Source organism: Taklimakanibacter deserti, assembly GCA_003574785.1.
The window spans coordinates 159,239-175,310 of record QORU01000009.1; the positions used below are offsets into that span (position 1 = coordinate 159,239).

The window sequence follows — 16,072 nt, forward strand, 5'->3', positions numbered from 1 at the left end:
TCAGTCCTTCAGCACCTGGGCCGCGTTCTCGCCGATCTCGACGCCGACCGGCATGCCGGTCCTGAAATCCTCCGTCACGCCATGCCGGTTCTGCTGGCGGATGATGAAATGCGGACCCGCCGCGAGCTTGACATGGAAATGCGTGTCGGTGCCGAAATAGACGATATTCTCGAGCGTGCCTTTCAGCGCATTGGCGTCGGGCCTGGCCTGGAGTGCCGCATGCTCGGGCCTGACCACGATGGTGACGCGGCCTTCAGGCTTCGTCCCTGCGGAAATGCCGGCATCGACCTCAGCCCCCGCCAGAAGCGCCACGCGCGCCTTGCCATGGCTGAGCGACTTGACGTCGCCTTCGAGGAAGTTCGTGTCGCCGATGAAATTGGCGACGAAACGCTCGGCCGGCCGGTCATAGATGTCGCGCGGCGAGCCCACTTGCAGGATGCGTCCATTGGACATGACCGCGATGCGGTCCGACATGGTGAGCGCTTCTTCCTGATCGTGGGTCACGAAGATGAAGGTGATGCCGGTCTCATGCTGCAGCCGCTTGAGCTCGATCTGCATGTCCTTGCGCAATTTGAAATCAAGCGCCGAAAGTGGCTCGTCGAGGAGCAGCACCTTGGGCCTGGGCGCCAAAGCGCGGGCAAGCGCCACGCGCTGCTGCTGGCCGCCGGAGATCTGGCTGGTGCGGCGGTTGCGCAACTCCTCCATGCGCACGAGCTTCAGCATCTCGGCGATGCGCGCATCGATCTCAGGGCGCGGCTTGCCCAGCATTTCAAGACCGAAGCCGATATTCTGGGCGACGGTCATGTGCGGGAACAGAGCGTAATTCTGGAAGACGGTGTTGACCGGGCGCTTGAAGGGCGGCAGCGGCGCGATGTCCTCGCCATAGAGACGGATCTCGCCTTCGGTCGGAAAATCGAAGCCGGCGATCAGGCGGAGGAGGGTGGTCTTGCCGCAGCCGGAAGGGCCCAGAAGCGTGAAGAACTCATTTTCGCGAATGGTGACCGACACATTGTCGAGCGCTTTGACCGCATCATCACCATTGCCGAAAACCTTGCTGACAGCCAATGCCTCAATGGCACTGCGCCGTTCCCCAGACTCGGCCCTACCCAATCACAACTCCCCTGATCATGTCCTTATTCTTATTGCATCCATCCTAGGGGGAATGTGGAAGCTTGCCAACTGGGATGTGGCATCGGCGAATCTTTCCGTCGCCCGGAGCGAAAGGACACGCGTTAACGATCTCATGTTTGGCGCGTGATCGGACGGAAAACCGGTACCCACTTTTCCTGATCACGCTACCCTTAGATGGCCCAGCCGCCGTCGATGACGAAGGTCTGTCCGGTCACGAAGGCGGCCTCATCGCTCGCGAGATAGATGACGAGAGCGGCAATTTCCTCGGGGCTCGCCAGGCGGCCCATGGGCTGGCGGGCGATGAAGGCCTGGCGAGCCTTCTCGTAATCGCCCTGCTGGCGCATGCGGTCATTGAGCGAGGGGGTGTCGACCGTTCCCGGGCAAATGGCATTGCACCTGATGCCCTTGCCCACGAAATCGGCGGCGAGCGCCTTGGTGAGGCCAATGATCGCAGCCTTGGTGGCGCCGTAGACGAAACGGTTGGGCACGCCCTTGATCGAGGACGCGACGGAGGACATGTTGATGATGGCGCCCTTGCCCTTTTCCAGCATGGCGGGGAGGAACGCCCTGATCATCCGGTAATGCGCCTTGGTGTTGAGATCGAAGGAGAAATCCCAGGACTTCTCGTCGCAATCGAGAATGGTGCCGTGATGGACGAAGCCCGAGCAGTTGAAGAGGACATCCACGTCCGGCGCGCGCTTTGCCGCCGCGGCGATTGCCGCGGGGTTCAGGACATCGAGCGTGAAGGCCTCGATGCCGGGATTTTCCTTGGCGAGAGCGGCGAGCAGATCTTCACGGATGTCGGTGGCATAGACCTTCGCCCCTTCGCGCGCCATGGCGACCGCCGCCGAGCGGCCAATGCCCTGCGCCGCCGATGTCACCAGAGCCGTCTTGCCCTTCAGCCTGTCACCCATGGACTTCTTTCCCTCGTTTGAGTCAGATAGTAACTGGATGGCCGCCTCGAGGGGCGGCCATGGATTTTTCGGTCCGATGCTCTAACCGCCCGCCTGAGGTTTGTCCATGACTGATGAGGATCTGTGCTATCTGTCCGCCAAGGAGGCGCTGAAGCTCTTCCGTGCCCGCAAGGTCTCGCCGCTCGAGATCCTGAAGGCCCAGATCGCGCGCAGCGAAAAGGTCAATCCGTCGATCAACTGCTTTACCGACCGCTATTTCGAGGAGGCGCTCGAGCAAGCCAAGGCGGCGGAAGCGGTCTATGCGAAAAGATCCGGCGCGCCGCGGCCGCTCGAAGGCATCGTCCTCGCGGTGAAGGACGCGCAGCGCGTGAAGGGCAAGCGCACGACCCACGGCTCGCTCATCTTCATCGACAATATCGACGATCATTCCGATCCGATGATCGAGAGGCTGACGCAAGCGGGCGCCATCATCCATGCGCGCACCACGACACCCGAATTCTGCCTTTCCGGCGCCTGCCATTCGCGCGCCTGGGGCACGACGCATAATCCCTTCAATATCGATTATGGGCCCGGCGGCTCGTCCGGCGGATCGGGTGCCGCACTCGCTGCCGGCCTCACGACGCTGGCAACGGGGACCGATATCGGCGGGTCGATCCGCATCCCGGCGTCCGCCTGCGGCGTCGTCGGCTTCAAGCCGCCGCATGGGCGCAATCCGGACGGCCCGCCCAACTGCTTCGACCGCTACAATCACTGCGGGCCGATGACGCGCGCGGTGGGCGATGCGGCGCTGATGCAGTCGGTCACCTCAGGGCCCCATCCGCTCGATCATGATTCCTTGCGCGATGTGGTCACGCTGCCGGAACGGCCAGGGTCGCTCAGAGGGCTCAAGATCGCGTGGTCGATCGATTTCGGCTATGTGAATGTCGATCCCGATGTGCGCAAGAACACAGCTGCGGCACTCGACCGCTTCCGCGCGCTCGGCTCAAAGGTGAGCGAGGTCACGCTCGGCTGGACCGGCGATGTCGAGACACATGCACTGCATTGGTACAATACGATGGAGTTCGGCCGCCAGACGGTGTGGTGGAAGAAGACGCATGGCCATCTCATGACCGACTATGCGCTCAAGATGGCGGACGCCGTCGAGAAGACGGGCATCGACGACGTGCACAAGGCGTGGGCCGAGGCGCATCGCATGTATGAGACATTGGGCCCGGTGCTCGCGGAACATGACGTCTTCATCTGCCCGACGCTCAACCTTCCCGCCGTGCATGCCGACCATGATCCCTGGGATCCCGATTTCAGCATCAACGGCGTCAAGGTCGACGGCGAATATGGATGGGTCATGACCCATCAGTTCAACATGCTGCATAATTGCCCGGTGATGTCGGTGCCTTCGGGCTTTGCCGCGAGCGGGGTCCCGACCGGCATCCAGATCGTCGGGCGGACCTTCGACGATGCCACCGTGTTCAAGGCGGCGCTCGCCTATGAGAAGGCCGTCGGTGGTTGGCTTACCGAAAAGAAGTCCAGGCCGAAGATCTAAAATTCATGTTCTTTTTCAAAAGCATATTTGAAATTAAATACTTAAGACTTGACTTATTTAAGTGATAACTACATTATATGGCCATGGATAGTTTCACGGCCATTTCCGACCCCACGCGCCGGCGCATCATCGGCCTCCTGGCGGAGCGCGAGCTTTCCGCCGGCGCGCTGGCGGAGAATTTCCGGATGACGGCGCCGGCGGTGTCGCAGCATTTGAAGGCGCTCAAGCAAGCGCGGCTCGTCGATGTGCGCGTGGAGGGCCAGCGGCGCATCTATTCGCTCAATGCGCAAGGGCTGAGCGACGTCGAAAGCTGGCTCAAATCCATCCGTGACTTCTGGCGCTCAAGGCTCGATGCGCTCGAGGAAGCCCTTAGGCAGCCGGATCCGCGCAGCAAGGATGATCAGTCATGAATTATGACGGCACCGTCATCGACAACAGCAATCATGAGCAGGAGCAGCGCAAAATGCCCGACACGTCTCCCAAATTCCGCGGTGGCCGCAACATCGCCATGAAGCTGCCGCCGCATCAATATGAAGCGACGATCAAATTCTACCGCGACACGCTCGGCCTCGAGGTCACGCAGACGTCGGAGAATTCGCATGCGGTGGATTACGGTCCGATCCGCCTGTGGCTCGACCGCTGCGCCAAGACGTCCCATGCCGAGCTCTGGCTCGACATCGGCACCAGCGACACGAAGAAAGCGGCCCGGCATCTCGCGGCGCAAGATGTCGTGCGCTGCGATGCGATCGAGGCGCTGCCTGAAAATTTCGACGGCTATTGGATCGCCAATCCCGCCGGCATCGTCCACATCGTCAGCGGCTATGAGGATTCAGGCGCCGTTTAGATAGCTGACGGCGCCTGTCTGCAGGTCGTAGATCGCCGAAACGATTTTCAGCTTGCCGGCACCGGCAAGGCCTGAAAGTACGCTGCTCGCGGCAGTAAGCCGCCCGGCGGTCCGTCTGGCGCTCTCTTTGGCGGCGTTGTCGACGAAGTCGCCAGAGTCTTTCTGCACCGCAAGTGCCGCCGGCAGAATGGGATCGATCATCGGGCCGATGGCGCCGGGATAGGTTGCATTCTTCTTGATGACGTCGCACGCTGCCTTCACCGCTCCGCAACTGGTGTGGGCCAAGACGACGATCAGCGGCGAGCCGAGCACGGCAGCGCCATATTCGACCGTGCCAAGGGTCGCGGTGTCGACGAGATTGCCGGCGTTGCGCGCGATGAAGAGCTCGCCGACGCCGCGACCGCCGAAGATCAGCTCCGGCGGCACACGACTGTCAGCACAGCTGATGATCGTCGCCCAGGGTGCCTGGTGCCCGGCCACTGCCGTGCGCTGCTTCGCCAGATCGACCGAGCAGAGCTCCGGATTGCCGACATAGCGTTCGTTGCCTGATTTCAGGGCGGCGAAGGCCTCGTCGGGAGACAGCGCGGTCGGCGCGCCGTCGGCGGCGCGTGCCGGTCCCGATACGCCGCCAAGCCCGAGCGCGACAATGCTCGCCGCGCCGAGCGTCAGCACATCCCTTCGACCGATCCCGTTATTCTTGCAATTGCCGCACATGAGCTGTCCCTTCCGTGGTGCCAGCCCGATGCCGGCCTCCAAAGCACTGTATCACAAGCCTGACGTTAGGTCATGTATCGAAATGATCGAGACGCTGGCGGCGTTCAGGACGTGCGGCAGCACCGCGCCGGGGCCGCGTGCACATCTGATGCGCGACCTCCTTTCCTACCCTTGCCGGGGTATTTCCTGCGCTGTCCTGCCGACTAGGATCACCGCGAAAACGAGCCGGAAAAAGGAGGAAGGACATGACGGGCAAGGATGTTGCAGGTGTGCGGGCGGCGATCGATGCGTGGCTCGATGCGTGGACTTTCGGCGATCAGCCCTGGAGCATCGAGAAATTCGAGCGCGTCCTCGACAAGGACGCGATGGTCATTGACGACTATGGCGGCCAGCTGTCTCTGCTTTACGGCCACAAGGACTACAAGACGATCTGGGGCGACATGGTCAAGCAATACATGAAACAGTGGGCCATCAAGGCCGAGGAAGACAGCGTCCAGATCTGGGTGGACGGCAATATCGCCTGCGCCTCCTTCATCCTGCGCGGCGGCGGCGAGATGGCCAACGGCCAAGTGCACAAACTGCGCCAGTACTGCACCTTCCCGCTGGAGCGGCGCGACGGCAAGTGGATCATCCTCAAGGAGCACATCACCACCGACCCGGACTATTCCACCTGATTGGAGGCGGTGATGACCCTCAATTGCGCTCTCACCTTCGATTTCGACGCCATGTCGGTCTGGCTCGGCTCCTATAAGAGCCGCAACCCGTCGATGATCTCGCGCGGCGAGTTCGGCGCCATCGCCGTGCCGCGCATTCTGAGCCTCCTCAAGAAGCACCGGATCAAGGCGACCTTCTGCATTCCCGGCCACACGGCGCTCGCCTATCCCGATATCGTCAAGAAGATCGACGCCGAGGGCCATGAGATCGCCCATCACGGCTGGGTCCACGAAAATCCGGCCGATTTCGACGAAGCCGGCGAGCGCTTCAATATCGAGAAGGGTCTCGAATGTCTCAAAAAGGCAGCCGGGGTGACGCCGAAAGGCTACCGGTCACCCTCCTGGGATTTCTCGGATCGCACCATCAAGATCCTCCTCGATTACGGCTTCGTCTATGATTCGAGCCTGATGGGCGCCGACTTCACACCCTATTATGCCCGCATCGATGACGGCTTCGACAGTGTCTCGCCCTACAGATTCGGACCCAATGTCGATCTGGTCGAGCTGCCCGTCACCTGGCTCCTGGACGATTTCCCGCATTTCGAATTCGTCGACAAGGATACTTACGGCCTGTCGGCATCGAGCAAGGTCGAGGAAATCTGGACGGATGAATTCACCTACGCCCGCAAGAACGTCAAAGGCGGATTGTTCAGCCTCACCATGCATCCGCAAGTGATCGGGCGCGGGCATCGCCTGATGATGCTCGAGCGCCTGATCAACAAGTTCAAGCGCGCGCGCGATGTGAAGTTCACCACCATGCTCGCCTATGCGCAGGGCTGGCGCAAAGCCAATCCGCTGGACAAGTGGAAGGCCTCCGGCGCGCCGCAAGCGCAGTCCGCCTGCGGACGGGACCGCCTATGATCCGGCATTTCCGCTCGACGGCCACCGATGCGCATGCGCGGGGATTGGAATTCGGCGCCGCCCATGCCGACAGGATCCGCACCAATATCGGCATCTATCAGGAGATGTTCGAGCGCCAGGCGGGTGGCAGCTTCGACATGGAAAGCGCCGGTAGTGCTGCGCTTGCGGCCACGCAAGCCTTCGCTCCCGCTCTATATGAAGAAATGCAGGGCATGGCCGAAGGCACCGGCGTCGATCCGGCGCTCATCGGCATGCTGAATGCGCGCACCGAGATCCTGGCCTTTCTGAAGGCCGGAACCCGCGGCGAATGCTCGTCCGTGATTCATGCGCCGGTGGACGGCCGCGCGCCGACGGCCGTCCAGACCTGGGACTGGTATTATGCCTTGAAGGACTCCTGGCTGGTCTGGGAAATCCCGCTCGCCGATGGCAGCGTGACCAAGACCATGACCGAATATGGCATCGTCGGAAAGACCGGCCTCAATACGCGCGGGCTGGGCGTGCTCTTCACCATCCTTCACCATGCGGATGACGGCAAGCGCATCGGCGTGCCGGTGCATGTGGTGGCGCGGCAGGTCCTCGATTCCGCCGCCACCATCACCCGTGCGGCCCAGCTCGCGGCGGGCGCCGATGTGTCGGCGTCGAGCTCCATCAACCTCGTGTCGCTCGAGCATGACGTGGCGGCGGCGATGACGGTCGAGCTCCATCCCGGCGGCCCGGGCTTCGTCCTGCCGCAGGCCAATGGCTTCCTCGTCCACACCAACCATTTCCTGGCGCCGGGACTTGACGCCTCCGACACCGAGCCGAAATCCTTTCCGGACACGCTGTTGCGCCACGATCTGCTGACGCGCCGGATGGCGGCGCTCGCGGAGGTGAATGCGCGGACGGTGCTCGCGGCCATGGCCAGCCATTCCGGCAAGGGTGCCGCGGTTTGCTGCCATCACGATCCCGCCGAGGCGCCGCCGATGCAATATGAGACGTTGTCCACCGTTGTGCTCGATCTCGAGGCCGGCAGCCTGGACGTCCATGCCGGCGGTCCGTGCAGCCATCCCGCGGTCAGGCGAGAGGCTGACCGGCCCGCTGCGGCAAAATATGGCTGATGAACAGTTGGAACAGCTCCGCCTGCGAAGAGATCCGCATCTTGGCGTAGAGGTTCTTGCGGTGCACTTTCACGGTTTCGGCGCTGATGGCCAGGATCACGCCCATCGAGGCATTCGAATGGCCGCGCAGGATCATGTCGGCGATTTCCGCTTCGCGGGCCGTCACGTGGAACGGTTTCAGCCATTGTCCCGCATGCTCGGGCGCCTGATGTCCGGCGGCATCACGCCCCGCGTCCTGCAAATGATATTGCTTCAGCAGCAGGGTGGAGAGCAGCGGCCGGAGCCGCTTCACATGGGCAAGATCATCGGCGGCATAGATGCATGAGTTGCAGCGGCGGCCGAGGGAGAGATGCATGGTGCGCTGCTCGTCGACCGGGCACAGAAGGCCGATCTCGTCGATCATGTTCACCTTCTCGTAATAGGCCTTGTAGAAATCCGACTCGCCAAAGCCGTCGGGCGCTATGTCTTTGAGCAGCATCACGCCGTCGCGGCGCTCATCGAGGCTCGCGCGGTAGAACGGATCCAGCGTGTAGGCGCCCTGGCTGTACAGCATCTGAAAATAATTGGGCTGCTGCGGCGACCATTGATGCAGGATGAGCGGCGGGCCCTGACGGTCGAAGACCAGGGCCACGCAATTGTCGATCCGCACGATGCCGTTGATGAAAGCGCGCAGCGCGGCGTAAAAATCTTCGCCGCCAAGGGCAGCGACAACCGAGGCCAGCAAAGCGGCGTCGACGGTCACGCTCTGCGCCGGCGCAACCGGACTTCGTTCCGCCGGCACGGGCTCGATGCGCAGATGGCGGATGCCGCTCATCCGCGGAACCGCGTCAGCCACAGAGCGATGGCCGATGTTCCGAGCGTGAAGGCGAGAATGAGCGTGCCGAGCGCGTTGATCGAGGGGTCGAGTCCGGTGCGCAGCATGCCCCAGACCAGCGTCGGCAAAGTGTTGCCGCCGCCCAGCATGAAGAAGGTGATGACGAAATCGTCGAGCGACAGCGCCATGGACATCAGCGCCGCGCCGAGGAGCGTCGGACGGATGATGGGGAATGTGACCGTCAGGAAGGTGGTGAGCGGCGAGGCGCCGAGATCGCGGGCGCTGTCCAGCACCGTGTAGTCGAAGTCGCGCAGCCGCGCCGCGACGATCAGGATCACGAAGGGCATGGTGAAGGTGAGATGCGCCAGGATCACGGTGAGGAGGCTGAGCTTCACGCCCGCCACGGCGAAGGCCGACAGCAAAGCGAGCGCCAGGACGAGCGGCGGCATCATCATCGGCAGCCCGAACAGCAATGTGCTGGCGGCGGCGGGCTTAGGCCGCATGCGCGAGATGACGACGGCGGCCATCGAGCCGATGACGGTCGCGGCCAGCGCCACGCTCAACGAGACGATCGCGGTGCTGCGCAGCGCGCCCCAGAATTCCGTCCTGGCGAAGAGCTTGCGATACCAGTCGACCGTCAGTCCGGGAATGGGAAAGGTCATCACATCGCTGCTGCCGAACGAGAACACGACGACCAGCAGCAGCGGCGCCAGCATGAACAGCAGCGCCAGGCCGGCGGCGAGGTTCAAGCCATGGCGGGCGAGCGCGGTCATTTGGGCCTCAGCGCGGCGCGCAAGACCAGCCAGACGACGATGATGATGGCGAGCGAGGTGACCATCGTCGAATAGGTCATGGCGGCGCCCAAGGGAATGTTCATGCGCAGGCCGAACTGGCTTTCGATGAAATTGCCCATCATCAGGCTGCGCGTTCCCCCGACCAGCCGCGGCGTCACATAGTCGCCCGCCGATACCAGGAAGGAGAGGCTGAAGGCCGTGAGCATGGCCGGGATGCAGCGCGGCAGGATGGCGTCCCACAACATCCGTGCCGGCGAGGCGCCGAGATCGCGGGCGGCATCGAGGGTCGTGGGCTCGATGGCCCTGAGCGCGCCATAGAGCGGCAGGATGGTGAAGGGCAGAAGGTAGCTGACCAGCACCAGCACGACGGCGAAGGGGCTGTAGAGCAGGATCTCGACCGGCTGATCGGCAAGGCCAAGGGCGAGGAGCGTGTTGTTGATGATGCCCTCGCGGCCGAGGATCGTCTTCCAGGCGAAGATCTTGACGAGATAGCCGCCGAACAGCGTGAGCAAGGTGGCGCCGAGCAGGAAAGCGCCCCAGCGCCCGGGATTGCGCCAGATGACGTGAGCGACGATATAGCCGAGCACGGTCGCGATGAGCGCGATCAAGGCGCTGATGCCCATCGTGTAGGCGATGGGCAGGCCATATTCGCCGGCGACCTTCTGGTAATTGCCGAGATTCCAGGTCGGAACGAGATTGAACAGCGAGACCTTGAAGAAGGAGGCGACGAAGAAATAGGCCATCGGCCCGAGGAACAGCAGCAGGAGAACCAGCAGCGCCGGAAGCAGCAGCAGGTTGCGGCGGTCGAGGGCCACGCCCGTCATGCCTGCACCACCCATTGGTCCTCGGCCGACCAGCCGACGCTGGTCGTCTCGCCGATCTGCAGCGCGCCTTCCGGTGTCGTGGCCAGGAAGGTGACGCCGTCCGGAAGCGCCACGCGGTACTGGACCTGGGCGCCTAAAAACAGCCGGTCGATGATCCTGGCATCGAAACTATGGGCGGACTGCTTCGTCCTTGCCCCCAGGAGAACGCGCTCGGGCCTCACCCCCACTTGCACCGGACAATCGGGGCCGTGATCCTCGAAGGTGAAGGCGCCGGGTATCGAAACCCGGTTGTTCTTGCGCTCGGCGGCAAAGAAATTCGCTTCGCCGACGAATTGCGACACGAAGCGGGTCTTGGGACGGCGGTAGATCTCCTCGCCGCTGCCCACTTGCTCCACCCGGCCCTTGGACATCACGACGACCTTGCTGGCGAGCGCCATGGCTTCGGCCTGGTCATGGGTGACGAACACGAAAGTGCCGCCGATATTCTTGTGGATCGTGCGCAATTCCTCCTGCATGGCCTGGCGCAGCTTCAGATCGAGGGCGGCGAACGGCTCGTCGAGCAGGAGAACCTTGGGCCGCATCATCAGCGCGCGCGCCAAGGCGACGCGCTGCTGCTGGCCGCCCGAGAGGGCGCCCGGATACTGGTCGCCGAATTCCGTCAGGCGGACGAGCGCCAGCATGTCGTCCACGCGCCTGGCCAGAAGGGCCTTGTCCTCGCCGGCGATGCGCGGCCCATAGGCGATGTTCTGGCGCACGGTCATATGCGGAAACAGACCGTAGCCCTGGAACACCATGTTGGTCGGCCGCCTCTCCGGCGGCAAGTGCGTCACGTCCTCGCCGCCGATCAGGATGCGGCCCGATGTGGGCGGCACGAAGCCGCCCAGCATTTTGAGCAATGTCGTCTTTCCGCAGCCCGATGGTCCAAGGATGGCGAGAAAGTCGCCGGTATCGAATTCGAGGTCGAGCGGATGGACGGCCGGAACCGAGGCGTAGCTCTTGGCCAGCGCCTCGAGCCGCACGAGCGGCGTCTTCATCCGGTTCATCCTCTCTATGTCATGCGCGCTGATAGGTTTCATAGGCCGCCAATACATCGTCCCATTTGACCAGCTCGCCCTCGGCTTCCAGCGGGAACATGCCGGGAAGGAACTTGTTGGCGAAGTATTTGTCGAGATCGGCAAAGCCGTAGATTTCCGACGTCACCTTGTCCGACACCATGCCCATCGCCTTCTCGTTCACGATACCGAGAATATTGGCTTCCGCGAATGTCTTCTGGTTTTCCGGCGCCAGCGCCCAGTTGATGAGCTCGTGGTCGAGATCGCGGTTCGGCGCGTTCTTGCCGATGTTCACCGTATCCAGATAGGCGAAAGTGCCTTCCTTCGGCGAGGCGATCTTGAGCTTGACCTTGGAGCCTTCCACCCATTTGATCATCGGCTCCCAGCCCATGCCCATGGCGATCTCGCCGCGCTTGAACATGTCGGAGATCTCGCCGAGGCTCGCCGGCACGGTGCGCGAGTTCTGCTTGAGCTTGATCATCAGATCGACGGTCGCATCGAGCTGCGCCTTGGTCATCCGGCTCGGATCCTCGAGGCCGTTGGCCGTTTTCGACCAGGTCACGATCATGCTCATCACATCCGGATAGCCCACCACCTTGCCCTTGTATTCGGGCTTCAGCATGTCGAGCCAGGACGTGGGCTCGGGCACCATGTCGGGATTGTAGAGGAGCGGAATGGAGGAGAAGGTGAAGGGGATGGCATAGAGCTTGCCGTCGACGCGCATGAACTTGTCGAACGCCTTCACCCTGGGATGCATGCCGGCGAGATTGGGGATCTTGCTCTCGTCGATCTCGTCGAGAAGGCCGCTGGCGCCGGAAAAGCCGACATACTGATAGATCAGCGTCGTCAGATCGATCGACCCGATGCCGCCGCCGCGCAGCTTGGTGATGATGTCCTCGATCGAAGCGATATAGGTCGTCTGCAGCGAAGCGCCGGCGTTCTTGAGGAGGTCTCCCGCCTTGAAGGCGGTGTCATAGCCTTCCCAGCCGACGAAGGTGACGTCACCGGCGGCGGAAGAGGGCCTAACGCCGAGACCGGCCAGGGCCGCCATGCCGCCGGCGCCCAGCATGAAGCCGCGGCGGGTGATGGACAGCGCGCTGCCTTTCAGGGGATTGCTCGAATTCCTCATCGTTTCCTCCATTGGTCTTGTGTTGTCAGCGAATGATGTGACCACCATCAATCACGATTTCCGATCCGGTCATGTAGGCGCTGCGGTCCGAGGCCAGATGCACGACGGCCCAGCCCACGTCCTCCGGCGTTCCGATCCCCAAAGGCGCCATGCGCCGCCATTCGGCGCGCACTTGCGATGTGTCGGGATCGCCGCGCTTCTTGGCGACATCGACGATCTCGCGCTCGAGCATCGGCGTGTCGATGCAGCCGGGATGGATGGAGTTGACGCGGATGGTGGTGCCGCGCTGCGCACAATCAAGGGCCGCGGCCTTGGTGAAATGCGCCACCGCCGCCTTCGAGGCGCAATAGGCGGCGTTGAGCCCGTCGGCAATATTCGCGTAGTTCGACGCGACATTGATGATCGAGCCGGTCTTGCGCGGCAGCATGGCCTTCACCGCCGCCTTCGTGCCGAGGAACACCGATTCAAAATTGGTCTGGAACACCCGCCGCACGTCTTCGAGCGTCGTCTCGATCAGCCCGCGGGTGAGCTGAATGCCGGCGCAGTTGACCAGCACGTCGAGGCGACCATGGCGCTGGACGACTCCCGAGACAACGGCGTCCCACTGAAGCGGATCGCGCACATCCTGGGCGAGGCTTGCCGCACCATCGCCGATCTCGGCCGCGGCTTTGCGCGCCGCATCGGCATCGATATCGGTCAGAAGGACCGTGGCGCCTTCCGCGGACAGGAGCCGCGCGACGGTACGTCCGATGCCGCTGCCGGCGCCGGTGACGATTGCCGTCTTTTCCGCCACCCAACCGCCACTCATCGCACGCTTCCTGTCATTTCGAGACGGCCTCCTTCTCCACAGCTAGCCACAGCGACAGTGCGCGCGACATACCACGCACGGGTTAGCATCGGGCCCATTTGACCTAGACATCGAGGGTCAGCGTCGGCGATTTGGCGCGCGAGACGCAGGGCATCATGCAACTATTGCTGGCGCGCTCGGCCTCGGTCAGGAGGCTGTCGCGATGGTCCGGCACGCCGTCCAGCACGCGGGTCTCGCAGGTGCCGCAAATGCCCTGCTCGCAGGAGGACGGCAGATCGTGCCCGGCGGCGCGCAAGGCGGCGAGGACGGTCATATCGGGCGGAACATCGACATGAACGCCCTTGCGCGACAGGAACACGCGAATGACGCCGTCACCCGCGACCGGAGCAGGGGGCTTGGCGCTGAACCGTTCTATATGGAGCTGGCCGCGGCGGCCCGAGGCCGTGAATCTTGCTTCGAGCGCGTCCAGCATGCCGGCCGGTCCGCAGGCATAGACCTCATCGCCGTGTTCCGCAGCCCGATGCACGGCCGCGATATCGATCCGGCCCTTCACGTCCTCCGGCACGATTGTGATCTTGTCTTCGCCAAGCGGCAGCAATTCACCCGTGAAGGCCAGGGAATACCGCGTGCGGCCGCCATAGATCAGCTTCCAGGCGAAGCCGGCGCTTTCCGCATGCCGCACCATGGCGAGAATGGGCGTGATGCCGATGCCGCCGGCGACGAACAGATATTGCTTCGCCGGCCGGAGCTCGAAGGCGTTGCGCGGTCCGGCAATGGCGACGGACTGCCCTACCTGCAGCCTGTCGTGAGCCTCCATCGATCCGCCGCGGCCATTGGGCTCGCGCAGGATGGCGATCTGATAATGGCGCCTGTCGTCCGGGTCGCCGCACAGCGAATATTGCCGCGTCAGGCCGGATGGCAAGAACAGGTCGATATGGGCGCCAGGAGTCCAGCCCGGCAGATCTTCCGGGCCGGCGGCGCGCAGCTTGAGCGAAATGACATTGTCGGCCTCGATCTGGCTGCGCACGATCCGCATCTGCCGCTCAGGGCTCACCGCGCTCCGCCATCTGCCGCGGCGCCCGCGACGAATTCCGTGAAGGCCCGGCGGTAATTCAGCGTGAACAGATCGGCCGGGACGGAATGCTCGACATAGCTCTGATCCCAATCCACCTCGCGCGGCTCGAGTGCGCCGGCAATCGGCAAGTCCTCGCGATAGACCATCTCCTCGATGCGCAGGCATTCCTCGAGGCTCAGGCCCTTGTAGCTTTTCTCATTGGCCACGCCCCAGAAGATCATGACGTGGTCATAGGCCATGGGCGAGGGGAAGCCGGCGACGATGCGCTTGCCGAGCTTCTCGTAGTCATAGGTGATGGTGGCAAGGCCGGGCGCGGTGCACTGATAGATCATGGTGCAGTCGCCGTCATTGGCCCAGTCGCCGCTGCTCGCCGTGAGCAGGCGCTCCATCCAGATATTGAGGCCTTCGCGCCTGACCTTCAGGGGGTCGACGACATGCGGCGTCGGTCCCATGGAGACGGCATGGACAAAGGGGAAATGCGCGACATCGCGGAAATTTTCGATGGCGACGGCGACGCCGGTCGTCGAATCGAGCGGCGATCCGGCGAGCCATTCGAGATCGAGCCCGGTCCAGAGATCGATCTCATACATGTCACGAGCGGGCGTCTCCAGGACGGTCCACACATGCCCCCATTTCTCGAGGGCGGGATAGACGGCGATGGCGGCCTTGGGCGGGATCTTCGATTGGTCGGCGAGCGAGGGGACATGGGTACATTTGCCGTCCGCGCTGCTGAATTGCCAGCCGTGATAGGGGCAGGCAATTGCTTCGCCGTGAATCTGCCCGAGCGCGAAGTCGCCGCCGCGATGCGGGCAGCGCCGCGCCTGCACGACGGCCTTTCCGCTTGCCGTGCGATAGACGACGAGCCTTTCGCCCAGCAGCACCGCGCCTTGCGGCTTTCCAATATCGACGGAGCGGGCCACCGGCCACCATTGCCGGCGCATGGCGCGTTCGGCCGCTTCACGCTTGGGGCCTTTCAACGGGGGGAGCCGGTCAGACGGACGAGTAAGGGCGTCGAACATCGGTGAGCCAACCTCCAGTCGGGCGGCGGGTCTGGCGACCGCACCTGATCCGGAGATTATTCGGCGAGATTATGCGCAAGTCAACATTATTTTTGCTTATTTCTGCGCAAATAGCAGAAATATCGTTATTATATATCGCTTTGCGCAGTCGTAATGCTGTCGGCGGGCAGCACGAAACGGATCTTGTGCACTTCGATCTCGCTGATGACCTGGACGCGGCTCACCCCTTTCAGCCGCCGCGTCAATTGCTGGAGGGACCAGAGGGCGGCGGCATCGGCGCAGACCACCTGAGCGCAGATGTCGGCATCGCCCAGGGTCGTCGACAGATAAGTGACCTCGCTCAGGCCCTGAAGGTGGGCAATGACCGCGTCGTGGAAATCAGGCTCGCTGGTGATGAAAAAGAGCGCCATCACCGAGGGGCCGAGCTTGGTCGGATCGGCAAAGGCAATGAATTGCAGGATGCCTTCGTCCTGCAGGCGCTTCAGCCTGAGCCTGACCGTGGCCTCGGCGATCCCCAGATTGCGGGCAACCTCGCGCAAGGGCCGGCGGCCATCCGACTGCAACTCGACGATGATGCCGCGGTCGATTTCATCGATATGCATCAACGGCACCATCTTGATCATCTCCCGTTGCCGGCTTGCGCAGATGGCTTCGTAACGCGGGCCGGGCCTCCTGTCACCTCATGGATGACCTCGCTCAAGCATGGTCATTTGATGTGCGGATCGCTGCCATACCCATTGCGG

General features: G+C 63.0%; 18 protein-coding genes. 6 read left to right on the plus strand and 12 right to left on the minus strand.

The features are described from left to right. Together DS839_RS19990 and DS839_RS19995 are read right to left on the minus strand one after the other, a co-directional pair. The gene (locus DS839_RS19990) at window positions 1–1,065 is read right to left on the minus strand and encodes an ABC transporter ATP-binding protein (protein ID WP_368911757.1); all 1,065 of its coding nucleotides are present in this window, start codon (window positions 1,063–1,065) and stop codon (window positions 1–3) included. Between the two features lie 236 nt (window positions 1,066–1,301). After that, window positions 1,302–2,045: an SDR family oxidoreductase gene (locus DS839_RS19995; protein WP_119272230.1), complete on the minus strand. Its 744-nt coding sequence runs from the start codon at window positions 2,043–2,045 to the stop codon at window positions 1,302–1,304. Window positions 2,046–2,151: 106 nt separating this feature from the next. Between DS839_RS19995 and DS839_RS20000 the strand changes: the two genes are divergently transcribed. From DS839_RS20000 to DS839_RS20010, 3 genes are all read left to right on the plus strand, one after another. Next, on the plus strand, window positions 2,152–3,585 hold the full coding sequence (locus DS839_RS20000) for an amidase (protein ID WP_119272231.1): 1,434 nt from the start codon (window positions 2,152–2,154) through the stop codon (window positions 3,583–3,585). An 83-nt stretch (window positions 3,586–3,668) separates the two neighbouring features. Further along, window positions 3,669–3,995, plus strand: coding sequence for a metalloregulator ArsR/SmtB family transcription factor (locus DS839_RS20005; RefSeq protein WP_119272390.1), 327 nt, complete (start codon window positions 3,669–3,671; stop codon window positions 3,993–3,995). Beyond that, window positions 3,992–4,429 carry a VOC family protein gene (locus DS839_RS20010; protein WP_438816538.1) on the plus strand — a complete coding sequence of 146 codons (438 nt, stop codon included), beginning with the start codon at window positions 3,992–3,994 and terminating at the stop codon, window positions 4,427–4,429. The genes DS839_RS20005 and DS839_RS20010 overlap by 4 nt, the downstream gene beginning before the upstream one ends. On the opposite strand, the gene DS839_RS20015 is transcribed toward DS839_RS20010, so the two are convergent. Beyond that, window positions 4,415–5,143 carry a carbonic anhydrase gene (locus DS839_RS20015; RefSeq protein ID WP_119272232.1) on the minus strand — a complete coding sequence of 243 codons (729 nt, stop codon included), beginning with the start codon at window positions 5,141–5,143 and terminating at the stop codon, window positions 4,415–4,417. The genes DS839_RS20010 and DS839_RS20015 overlap by 15 nt on opposite strands. Before the next feature lie 245 nt (window positions 5,144–5,388). Here DS839_RS20015 and DS839_RS20020 point away from each other — a divergent pair, with 245 nt between their 5' ends. The 3 genes from DS839_RS20020 to DS839_RS20030 are packed head-to-tail and all read left to right on the plus strand — an operon-like array spanning window position 5,389 to window position 7,814. Further along, on the plus strand, window positions 5,389–5,817 hold the full coding sequence (locus DS839_RS20020) for a YybH family protein (protein ID WP_119272233.1): 429 nt from the start codon (window positions 5,389–5,391) through the stop codon (window positions 5,815–5,817). Window positions 5,818–5,829: 12 nt separating this feature from the next. Further along, window positions 5,830–6,717, plus strand: a complete 888-nt coding sequence (locus DS839_RS20025) for a polysaccharide deacetylase family protein (RefSeq protein ID WP_119272392.1) — start codon at window positions 5,830–5,832, stop codon at window positions 6,715–6,717. Beyond that, the gene (locus tag DS839_RS20030; protein WP_119272234.1) at window positions 6,714–7,814 is read left to right on the plus strand and encodes a C45 family autoproteolytic acyltransferase/hydrolase; all 1,101 of its coding nucleotides are present in this window, start codon (window positions 6,714–6,716) and stop codon (window positions 7,812–7,814) included. The genes DS839_RS20025 and DS839_RS20030 overlap by 4 nt, the downstream gene beginning before the upstream one ends. Here DS839_RS20030 and DS839_RS20035 read toward each other — a convergent pair. The 9 genes from DS839_RS20035 to DS839_RS20075 form a co-directional block, all read right to left on the minus strand. Further along, window positions 7,771–8,628, minus strand: a complete 858-nt coding sequence (locus tag DS839_RS20035) for a helix-turn-helix domain-containing protein (RefSeq protein WP_119272235.1) — start codon at window positions 8,626–8,628, stop codon at window positions 7,771–7,773. The genes DS839_RS20030 and DS839_RS20035 overlap by 44 nt on opposite strands. Then, complete coding sequence (locus DS839_RS20040; RefSeq protein WP_119272236.1) at window positions 8,625–9,401, minus strand: ABC transporter permease; 777 nt, start codon at window positions 9,399–9,401, stop codon at window positions 8,625–8,627. Before DS839_RS20040 ends, DS839_RS20035 begins: the two co-directional genes overlap by 4 nt. Continuing rightward, window positions 9,398–10,246, minus strand: a complete 849-nt coding sequence (locus tag DS839_RS20045) for an ABC transporter permease (RefSeq protein ID WP_162918681.1) — start codon at window positions 10,244–10,246, stop codon at window positions 9,398–9,400. Before DS839_RS20045 ends, DS839_RS20040 begins: the two co-directional genes overlap by 4 nt. Continuing rightward, window positions 10,243–11,280 carry an ABC transporter ATP-binding protein gene (locus DS839_RS20050; RefSeq protein ID WP_162918682.1) on the minus strand — a complete coding sequence of 346 codons (1,038 nt, stop codon included), beginning with the start codon at window positions 11,278–11,280 and terminating at the stop codon, window positions 10,243–10,245. Before DS839_RS20050 ends, DS839_RS20045 begins: the two co-directional genes overlap by 4 nt. A gap of 19 nt (window positions 11,281–11,299) precedes the next feature. After that, window positions 11,300–12,427 carry an ABC transporter substrate-binding protein gene (locus DS839_RS20055; RefSeq protein WP_162918683.1) on the minus strand — a complete coding sequence of 376 codons (1,128 nt, stop codon included), beginning with the start codon at window positions 12,425–12,427 and terminating at the stop codon, window positions 11,300–11,302. A 25-nt stretch (window positions 12,428–12,452) separates the two neighbouring features. Beyond that, the gene (locus DS839_RS20060) at window positions 12,453–13,235 is read right to left on the minus strand and encodes an SDR family NAD(P)-dependent oxidoreductase (protein WP_119272240.1); all 783 of its coding nucleotides are present in this window, start codon (window positions 13,233–13,235) and stop codon (window positions 12,453–12,455) included. A 103-nt stretch (window positions 13,236–13,338) separates the two neighbouring features. Next, window positions 13,339–14,271, minus strand: a complete 933-nt coding sequence (locus tag DS839_RS20065; RefSeq protein WP_119272241.1) for a PDR/VanB family oxidoreductase — start codon at window positions 14,269–14,271, stop codon at window positions 13,339–13,341. 14 nt (window positions 14,272–14,285) lie between these two features. Beyond that, window positions 14,286–15,329 carry a Rieske 2Fe-2S domain-containing protein gene (locus tag DS839_RS20070; RefSeq protein WP_368911759.1) on the minus strand — a complete coding sequence of 348 codons (1,044 nt, stop codon included), beginning with the start codon at window positions 15,327–15,329 and terminating at the stop codon, window positions 14,286–14,288. Between the two features lie 128 nt (window positions 15,330–15,457). Then, window positions 15,458–15,943 carry an Lrp/AsnC family transcriptional regulator gene (locus DS839_RS20075; RefSeq protein WP_368911760.1) on the minus strand — a complete coding sequence of 162 codons (486 nt, stop codon included), beginning with the start codon at window positions 15,941–15,943 and terminating at the stop codon, window positions 15,458–15,460. Window positions 15,944–16,072 lie beyond the last annotated feature (129 nt).